Here is a 7897-nt window from a genome sequence, read left to right on the forward strand (position 1 = left end):
GGACGGGCGCTTCAACGCCATCACGCCCGCCTCAGCGGCCGGCCTGTCGGCGGGCACGGATCTCGGCGGCCAGCTCGTGCTGCCGGGCTTCGTCGAGGGGCATATCCATCTCGACACCTCCTTCTACGGCGATGCCTGGCGACCGCACATTCCCTGCACCAACGGCTTCGACGTGCGCGAGCGCGTTGCCTTCCAGGCGCGCAACCTCAGCGCGGCCGCACCGATGGCAGAGCGCGCGAAAAACCAGCTCGAGCTGTGCATCGGCCACGGCAGCCTCGCCATGCGCAGTCACGTCATGGTCGACGGTTCGGTCGGCTTGAAGCATCTCGAAGTGATCCTCGCCATATGCGAGAAATATCGCGAGCTGATCGACATCCAGCTCGTCGCCTTCCCGCAGAGCGGCATTCTGTCGTCGCCCGGCACGCCGGAGTTCTTGGACGAAGCTCTAAGGCTCGGCTGCGACCTCGTCGGCGGGCTCGACCCGGCGAGCTTCGACCGCGATGTGAAGGCCCATCTCGACGTGGTGTTCGGCCTCGCCGGAAAGCATGGCGTCGGCGTCGACATCCATCTGCACGATGGCGGCACGCTCGGCCTGTTCCAGATCGAGGAGATCGCGGCGCGGACCACGGCATTGGGCATGGGCGGCAACGTCGCCGTCAGCCACGCCTACGCGCTGGGCGACATCCCGGCCGACGCGCTGGCCAGGGCCGGCGACATGCTCGCCGCCTCAGGCGTCGCCATCATGACCAACGCGCCCGGCAACCACGCCTTCCCGCCGGTGGCGGCACTGCGCAAGGCCGGTGTCACCGTCTTCAGCGGCTCCGACAACATCCGCGATTCCTGGTGGCCCTATGGCGATGGCGACATGCTGAACCGCGCCAGCATGATCGGCTGCCGCTCCGGCTTCTACGAGGATTGGGAGCTGGAAGCCGCCTATGACGTGGTGAGTTATGCCGGCGCGAAGGCGCTTGGGCTCGAAGGCTACGGCATCGAAGTCGGCGCCAGAGCAGATTTCGTGGTGCTCAAAGCCGAACATGTGCCGGAGGCGGTGGTGGCGGTGCCAGGGGAGCGTACGGTGTACCGGGCGGGCAGGGTGGTGGCGAAAGATGGGGCGGTGTTGTAGGCCGCGCGTACTCCAAATCAATTTGTATGCAAATGTTTCGCGCTGGCCTGTTTTGTGAAGTCTTTCACCGTTCTCGTGCAATCGATCGGATACACACGCGGCGCAAAACCGGTGCGGCGTGAGAGGGCAGCATCGCTCTTTGCGCCGCAGCGATACGGAGGATATCGATGTTCAAAACCCTTCGCAGGCTTGGAGCTGCTCTCAAGCGAGCCTCCAGGCACAAAGAAACAATGCGTGAATTGAACGAATTGCCGCCTGAGACCCAGAAGGATATCGGCTGGACGGAATCGGTTCAGCCCCACGAAATACGGCTGCCGTTCTAGGAGGCCGGCGCGCGGCGATCGACATGCCGCCGCGCGTCCAGCCGAACGGCGACGGCCGAGCGCCCGGCGGCCCGGCCATCGCAGATTGGCGACGCGCCCTAGTTTATTTCCGCGACGACCGTCCCCGACACCGGGTCGGTCACGCCGAGATCGCCGCCGAGGTCTTCAAGCATATCGCGAAACGTGTCGAGGACGCCGATCATCGACGGGCGCGCCGCCGCGAGGCTGTCCATGTCGTCCCATTCGCCGACCATGCAGAACGTGCGCTCGCCGGTCTTGATCAGGGCGCCCTTGCGAAAACCCTTGGCCGTCAGTGAGATCTTCTCATGCGCATCGACGAAGGCCTTCTCTTTGCCTGGCTTGGTGCGAAAGCGGACGACGTTGTAGGCGGTCATGGCTTGCTCCGATCGGTTGCGGTCAGCCGGCTGGCTTGTAGGCGCCGGCAGCCTTGTTGGCGGCCGCGAGCACGGCCTTCATGTCGAGTTCTTCGAGGATGACAAAGTCGCTCAACGAGCCGCTTGCCCGCACGGCAAGGGCGATGCCCATCCCGGCAGCCTGGTCCGGCACCTCACCATTGACGACGACGTCATAGGCGCCGCGCGTGAACATCAAGCCGGTCATCTTGCCGCCGACGCTTTCAAAAAGCGCCTTGACTGCAGCTTGCCGGTCCGAGCCCTGCATCAGTCCTTTGGCGGCGTGGGATGCATAATTTGCCAACACGGTGACCTTCATGGGTATCTCCTCCAAATATCATTGTCCCGGGCTGCCGGATTGTTTGAGCAGCACCCGAGTTGCTTGTCCTTTCACTGACATTTGACGTGGCCTCGACCGCCCGGCAGCCATGCCGACAGCGCCTTGCAACCGGAGCGACGCTTCGGCCTTCAGCAATATGCGCCTATTCTAATATGACGACAATCCCGCCCAAGGCGCGGTTGCATCGACGGTCATGAAGCGCAACAACTTTCCATGCATCGTCGCTGATATGCTTTTTTCTCCCTGGGCCACGCGGAACGCCCTTCTGCCTATTCCAACCGGCGATGGAGCCTGATAATAGGTCAGCTACATTGACCTAAATGCGCATGATCGCGGAAACCGGGAACCCGGATTTGCACAAGATCATGCCCGAGCAAGAATGACCATCCACTGGGAGGTGGGCCTTGACCCTGATGAACCTGTTGGCGTCGCGCGCTTCGCGCATGAAGGCGTCAGAAATCCGCGAGCTGCTGAAACTGCTCGACCAGCCAGACATCATCTCCTTTGCCGGCGGCATTCCGGATCCGGCGCTGTTTCCGGCCGACGCCATCAGCGATGCCTATGCCTCGGTGCTCGGCGGCCCGGAGGCGGGCGCGGCGCTGCAGTACCAGGTGAGCGAGGGCTACCTGCCGCTCAGGAAATGGCTGGCGGGCCAGATGGGCAAGCTCGGCGTCGCCTGCGATGAGCACAACATCTTCATCACCTCCGGCTCGCAGCAGGCGCTGGATTATCTCGGCAAGCTGTTTCTTTCGCCGGGCGACACCGCGCTCGTCACCTGGCCGACCTATCTCGGCGCGCTGCAGGCCTTCAACGCCTATGAGCCGCGCTACGACCGGTTGACCCCAGATGGCGGCAACATGACGCCCGCTGCCTACCACGCAGCGGCAGCCGCCGCCGGCGGCAAAGTGAAGTTTGCCTATCTGGTGCCGGACTTCGCCAACCCGACCGGCGAGACGCTCAGCCTGAAACAGCGCGAAGCGGTGCTCGACCTCGCCGGCGAACTCGACATCGCCGTCATCGAGGACGCCGCCTACCGCGCGCTGCGCTATGACGGCGAAGGCGTGCCGCCGATACTGGCGCTTGACTGCCAGCGCTCGGGCGGCATCGACAATGCCCGCACGCTCTATTGCGGTTCGTTCTCGAAGATCCTCTCGCCGGGCATGCGCGTCGGCTGGGTCTGCGCGCCGCGCCGCGTGGTGGAGCGCCTGGTGCTGATGAAGCAGGCCTCCGACCTCCACAGCCCCTCGATCAACCAGGTGGCCATGCATCGCGCCGCCGAGGCGATCTTCGACCAGCAGGTCGACAAGCTGATCGGCGCCTATCGCGCCCGCCGCGACGGCCTGCTCGGCGCGCTGGAGGCCCATATGCCCGAGGGCGTGACGTGGAGCCGGCCGGATGGCGGCATGTTCGTCTGGGTCACCTTGCCCGAGGGCAGCGACGCCACGGCGCTGCTTGCCCGCGCCGTCAAGGAAGCGCGCGTCGCCTTCGTGCCGGGCAATGCGTTCCATGCCGACGGCACCGGCCGCAACACGCTCAGGCTGAGCTTCACGCTCGCCGACAGCCGCGCCGTGGGCGAGGGCATTCCGCGGCTGGCGAAGCTGCTGGGGTAGCGGGGCAGCGACACCGGAACCTGCAGGGGCGTCCTGGCGTTTCATTCGCACCGGGCTCTGAACCCAAGGAGAGCAGGGATGACGATGATCCTCATCGGTGCGCTGCTGGTCGTTGCCGGCGTCGTCTATATGGCCGGCGCGGCGCTCGGGCGCGGGCGGCTCAGCGAGCCGACACCGCTCGGCACAGCCACCGACCGGACGGCGTCAAGATTGGCCGCGCCGACACTCGAGCCGCGGCGGCGCGGACTCGGTTTCCTCGGTCTGTCGCGGAACTGGCCGGGCCTGCTGATGGCGGGCGTCGGCGCCATGCTGCTGCTGTCGGCGATGCTTTGAGGCGTCTCAGCGTTTCAGGGAAACGCTGAGACTGAACACACTTCCTGGAATTGCTGGGCCAAACTCCAATCCCGGAGATTGGCTCCTCATCCGTCAGCTTGCCTTGGCCAGAAGCTTGTCCTGCGTCTTCGTCTCGAAGTCGCTGGCGTCGTGGCGCTCGTGCAACTGGAAGGCCGGGTCGCCGGAGAGGCGGTTGACCATGCGGCCGCGCTTCACCGCCGGCCTCGCGTCGATGGCGTCGGCCCAGCGCTGCACATGTTCATACTCATGCACCGACAGGAACTGGTGGGCATCGTTGTAGCTGCGGCCCTTGGCCAGGCCGCCATACCACGGCCACACCGCCATGTCGGCGATCGTATAGTCCGGCCCGGCGAGGTATTCGCTCTCTGCCAGCCTGCGGTCGAGCACGTCCATCTGCCTCTTGGTCTCCATGGCGAAGCGGTCGATCGCATATTCGATCTTCTCGGGCGCATAGGCGTAGAAATGGCCGAAGCCGCCGCCGAGATAGGGGGCAGACCCCATCTGCCAGAACAGCCAGGAGAAGGTTTCGGCCCGCGCCGCCGGATCCTTCGGCAGGAATTCGCCGAACTTTTCCGCCAGATAGGTCAGGATCGCGCCGGATTCGAAGACGCGGATCGGCTTCTCGCCGCTACGGTCCATCAGCGCCGGGATCTTGGAATTGGGATTGACCTCGACGAAGCCTGAGCCGAACTGGTCGCCTTCGTTGATGCGGATCAGCCAGGCATCGTATTCGGCACCCTTGTGGCCGCGCGCCAGAAGCTCCTCAAGCATGATCGTCACCTTCTGGCCGTTGGGCGTGGCCAGCGAATAGAGCTGCAGCGGATGCTTGCCGACAGGCAGTTCCTTCTCATGCGTCGGGCCGGCGATCGGCCGGTTGATGCTGGCGAAGGTGCCGCCATTGGGCTTGCTCCAGGTCCAGACTTTCGGCGGTGTGTATTGGTTCATCGGGAGGCCTTATGGGGTTTGGCGGGGTGCGGGTTGATCGGTCGGTTCGAGCTAAACTTAGGTGCGACCGAGCGCGCGTCAAATAGGGAAGTCCAAAATTTGTTGAACTATTGTCGAGGCGCAGCCATTTCCGTTCTCACCCGCAAGGGGAAGGGGAGAGCAACCCTTGCGCCTCCCCCCATCCGCCATACCTATAGAGGAAACGATCTTGCCAGGATGAACCGATGACCATCGACCAGATTTCACGCTCCGTCGTGGCCGTCCGCGCCACGGTTCCCGACGATGCCTTCACCGCCAACACGCTAGGCACGCGCCGCGAGGGCAGTGGCGTCGTCATCCGCGACGACGGGCTGGTGCTGACCATCGGCTATCTCATCACCGAAGCCGAGGAGGTCTGGCTGACCGACCAGGACGGCCGCGTCGTGCCCGCGCATGCGCTGGCCTACGACCAGGAATCGGGTTTCGGCCTGGTCCAGGCGCTGTCGCCGCTCGGCCTGCCGGCGGTGGCGTTGGGCGACGCCCACAAGGCCAAGGTCGGCGACGCCGTGACGCTCGTCGACGGCATCGGCCAGAGCGTGCGCTCTCATATCGTCACCAAGCAGGAATTCGCCGGCTACTGGGAGTATCTGCTCGACGAGGCGATCTTCATCGCGCCCGCCCATCCCTCATGGGGCGGCGCGGCGCTGTTCGGCAAGGACGGCAACCTGCTGGGGGTCGGCTCGCTGCGCCTGCAGATGAGCCGCGCCGGCGAAGTCGCCGACATCAACATGATTGTGCCGATCAACCTTCTGCCGCCGATCCTCGACGACCTGCTAACGCGCGGCCAGGTGGTCAAGCCGCCGCGCCCGTGGCTCGGCGCCTTCTCGGCCGAGTCGAACGGCGTGGTGGTGGTGATGAGCGTCACCGAAGGCGGCCCCGCCGCCAAGGCCGGCCTGCGCCAGGGCGACATCATCTCCGACGTCAGGGACGGGGAGGTCGACGGCCTTGCCGATTTCTACCGCAAGCTCTGGCAAAACCCGGCCGGCTCCGAAATCCCGCTGCGCGTGGTGCGCGACGGTCGCGAGACCTGGCTCCGCGTGAAATCCGCCGACCGCAACAGCTTTCTCAGGAAGCCGCATCTGCAGTGAGGTTGAAGCTGCCGATCTCCCCCCTTGTGGGGGAGATGCCCGGCAGGGCAGAGGGGGCGCGAAGGATCGCATCCTTTGATCTATTCTCTACAGAGAATCATGAACGAAGCCGAGATGTAACTCGCTGATAGGCTGGCGGGACAGCGCCCCCCTCTGGCCTGCCGGCCATCTCCCCACAAGGGGGGAGATCGGCGGTTTCGGCGCTGCGCAACGAGGACCCGTCTGATGCCGCCCGTAAAAGTCGATCCCGGCAAGGTGCATGAATTCGCCGATGCCGATCGCTTCCGTGCCTGGCTCGCCCGTCACCACGCCAGCGAGACCGAGGTCTGGATCAATATCCACAAGGTCGGTTCCGGCCTGCCCTCGATCACGCCGAAAGAGGCCATCGACGTCGCGCTGTGCTTCGGCTGGATCGACGCGGTGCGCAAGAGCCTGGACGACAAGAGCTACCTGCAGCGCTATACGCCGCGCGGCAACAAGAGCACCTGGAGCAGGATCAACGTCGACAATGTCGCCCGCCTGGTCGAGGCGGGTCGCATGACCGAAGATGGGCTGCGGCAAGTCGAGGCGGCCAAGGCCGACGGCCGCTGGGCGCGCGCCTATTCGGCCAAGGAAATGACCATCCCGCCCGACCTGCAGGCCGCCATCGACGCCGAGCCGAAGGCGAAGGCGATGCTGGCCGGGCTCAACGCCCAGAACCGCTTCGCGCTCACCTTCCGCACCCACAACATGAAGACCGAGGCCGGCCGCAGGAAGAAAATCGCCGACCTCGTCGAGATGCTGAAGCGCGGCGAGACGATCCATCCGCAGGGCAAGAAATAGCTCGGCCGGCGCAGCCCGGCATCAACGGAAAACGCCGCCTCGGGTCGGAGGCGGCGTTTCCGGGGTGGGATGGTCCAGGGGGGTCGGGACCATCCGGCCATGAAAAAGCAATCCCGGTGGGAGGAGATCGGGACTTAGGCCGCCTTCTTGGCGACGTGCTTCTTCACATGGTGCTTCTTCACGTGATGCTTCTTGGCGTGATGCTTGCGGTGCTTCTTCAGGTGATGCTTGCGGGCGTGATGCTTGTGATGCTTCTTGTGATGGGTGGCCTTGGCGGCGGGCTTCGCCGTCTCGGTGGTCGCGGCCGGAGCAGCAGTGGTCGTGGTGGTGGTCGTCGTCGCGGCAGGGGTGGTGGTGCCCGCGTTGGCGGCGCTGGTGCCGAGCGCCGGCACCGCGAAAGCGAGCGCGACGGCCAGGCCGAGAACGGAGAGAAGGGTCTTTTTCATAATCGGCATTTCCTTTTCGAAGATCGATATGTCGCTGGCCGCACCCGGCTGCTCCGGGAATGGTTATGCCACCCGGTTTTTTCGCGAGTTTTTCCCAACTGTTGAATCTTGTTTCTGGATTGTTTCCGCCGGGCGGGGCCACCGCTGGCGCCAGATGTTCGCGGCAGTCCAGCCGGAACTGGCGCAACGAACGAAATCTTTTCTCTAATCAACTGGGCGCGGCAGTTGGAATGTCGCATTCTGGTTGTGAGGACGTTGAGGGAACAACATGACCGGCACGACAGCACACTCCGGCAAGGTCGCCCTCGTCACCGGCGGCAATCGCCATATCGCGTTGGAAACCGGCCGCCGGCTCGCGGCGCTCGGCTTCACTGTGCTCGTCGGCGTGCGCGAC

Annotated in this window: 10 protein-coding genes; 6 read left to right on the plus strand and 4 right to left on the minus strand. The window is 64.8% G+C overall.

The window, feature by feature from the left end; translation table 11 throughout:
- Nucleotides 1-1123 (plus strand): amidohydrolase family protein (locus EN738_RS26475; RefSeq protein WP_127286274.1); only part of this gene is annotated, 1123 nt, incomplete at its 5' end.
- Nucleotides 1124-1544: 421 nt separating this feature from the next.
- Here EN738_RS26475 and EN738_RS26480 read toward each other — a convergent pair.
- Together EN738_RS26480 and EN738_RS26485 are read right to left on the minus strand one after the other, a co-directional pair.
- Entirely contained in the window at nt 1545-1841 is a 297-nt protein-coding gene (locus tag EN738_RS26480; RefSeq protein WP_127286275.1) for an antibiotic biosynthesis monooxygenase, read from the minus strand.
- Nucleotides 1842-1863: 22 nt separating this feature from the next.
- A complete protein-coding gene (locus tag EN738_RS26485; protein WP_127286276.1) occupies nt 1864-2178 on the minus strand; it encodes a GYD domain-containing protein in 315 nt (104 codons plus the stop codon).
- Between the two features lie 434 nt (nt 2179-2612).
- Between EN738_RS26485 and EN738_RS26490 the strand changes: the two genes are divergently transcribed.
- Both EN738_RS26490 and EN738_RS26495 read left to right on the plus strand, forming a co-directional pair.
- Nucleotides 2613-3809, plus strand: coding sequence for a PLP-dependent aminotransferase family protein (locus EN738_RS26490; protein WP_189379645.1), 1197 nt, complete (start codon nt 2613-2615; stop codon nt 3807-3809).
- A gap of 78 nt (nt 3810-3887) precedes the next feature.
- Nucleotides 3888-4142, plus strand: coding sequence for a hypothetical protein (locus EN738_RS26495; RefSeq protein WP_127286278.1), 255 nt, complete (start codon nt 3888-3890; stop codon nt 4140-4142).
- 93 nt (nt 4143-4235) lie between these two features.
- Here EN738_RS26495 and yghU read toward each other — a convergent pair whose 3' ends face one another.
- Nucleotides 4236-5108, minus strand: coding sequence for a glutathione-dependent disulfide-bond oxidoreductase (gene yghU / locus EN738_RS26500; protein WP_127286279.1), 873 nt, complete (start codon nt 5106-5108; stop codon nt 4236-4238).
- A gap of 224 nt (nt 5109-5332) precedes the next feature.
- On the opposite strand from yghU, the gene EN738_RS26505 reads away from it, so the two are divergent.
- Nucleotides 5333-6235: a S1C family serine protease gene (locus tag EN738_RS26505; protein ID WP_127286280.1), complete on the plus strand. Its 903-nt coding sequence runs from the start codon at nt 5333-5335 to the stop codon at nt 6233-6235.
- A gap of 225 nt (nt 6236-6460) precedes the next feature.
- A complete protein-coding gene (locus EN738_RS26510) occupies nt 6461-7057 on the plus strand; it encodes a YdeI/OmpD-associated family protein (protein ID WP_127286281.1) in 597 nt (198 codons plus the stop codon).
- Between the two features lie 134 nt (nt 7058-7191).
- Here the strand turns inward: EN738_RS26510 and EN738_RS26515 are convergent, their stop codons facing one another.
- On the minus strand, nt 7192-7503 hold the full coding sequence (locus EN738_RS26515; RefSeq protein WP_127286282.1) for a hypothetical protein: 312 nt from the start codon (nt 7501-7503) through the stop codon (nt 7192-7194).
- Between the two features lie 28 nt (nt 7504-7531).
- Here EN738_RS26515 and EN738_RS26520 point away from each other — a divergent pair, with 28 nt between their 5' ends.
- Nucleotides 7532-7711, plus strand: a complete 180-nt coding sequence (locus EN738_RS26520) for a hypothetical protein (protein WP_127286283.1) — start codon at nt 7532-7534, stop codon at nt 7709-7711.
- The last annotated feature ends 186 nt before the right edge of the window (nt 7712-7897 follow it).

It is taken from the genome of Mesorhizobium sp. M4B.F.Ca.ET.017.02.2.1 (assembly GCF_003998955.1).
Classification (GTDB): Bacteria; Pseudomonadota; Alphaproteobacteria; order Rhizobiales; family Rhizobiaceae; genus Mesorhizobium; species Mesorhizobium abyssinicae.

Excerpts from the sequence above, each read along its gene's own strand:
- EN738_RS26480 (WP_127286275.1), bottom strand. The coding sequence starts at position 1,841 with ATGACCGCCTACAACGTCGTCCGCTTTCGCACCAAGCCAGGCAAAGAG.
- EN738_RS26485 (WP_127286276.1), bottom strand. The coding sequence starts at position 2,178 with ATGAAGGTCACCGTGTTGGCAAATTATGCATCCCACGCCGCCAAAGGA.
- EN738_RS26490 (WP_189379645.1), top strand. The coding sequence starts at position 2,613 with ATGAACCTGTTGGCGTCGCGCGCTTCGCGCATGAAGGCGTCAGAAATC.
- EN738_RS26495 (WP_127286278.1), top strand. The coding sequence starts at position 3,888 with ATGACGATGATCCTCATCGGTGCGCTGCTGGTCGTTGCCGGCGTCGTC.
- yghU (WP_127286279.1), bottom strand. The coding sequence starts at position 5,108 with ATGAACCAATACACACCGCCGAAAGTCTGGACCTGGAGCAAGCCCAAT.
- EN738_RS26505 (WP_127286280.1), top strand. The coding sequence starts at position 5,333 with ATGACCATCGACCAGATTTCACGCTCCGTCGTGGCCGTCCGCGCCACG.
- EN738_RS26510 (WP_127286281.1), top strand. The coding sequence starts at position 6,461 with ATGCCGCCCGTAAAAGTCGATCCCGGCAAGGTGCATGAATTCGCCGAT.
- EN738_RS26515 (WP_127286282.1), bottom strand. The coding sequence starts at position 7,503 with ATGAAAAAGACCCTTCTCTCCGTTCTCGGCCTGGCCGTCGCGCTCGCT.
- EN738_RS26520 (WP_127286283.1), top strand. The coding sequence starts at position 7,532 with ATGTCGCTGGCCGCACCCGGCTGCTCCGGGAATGGTTATGCCACCCGG.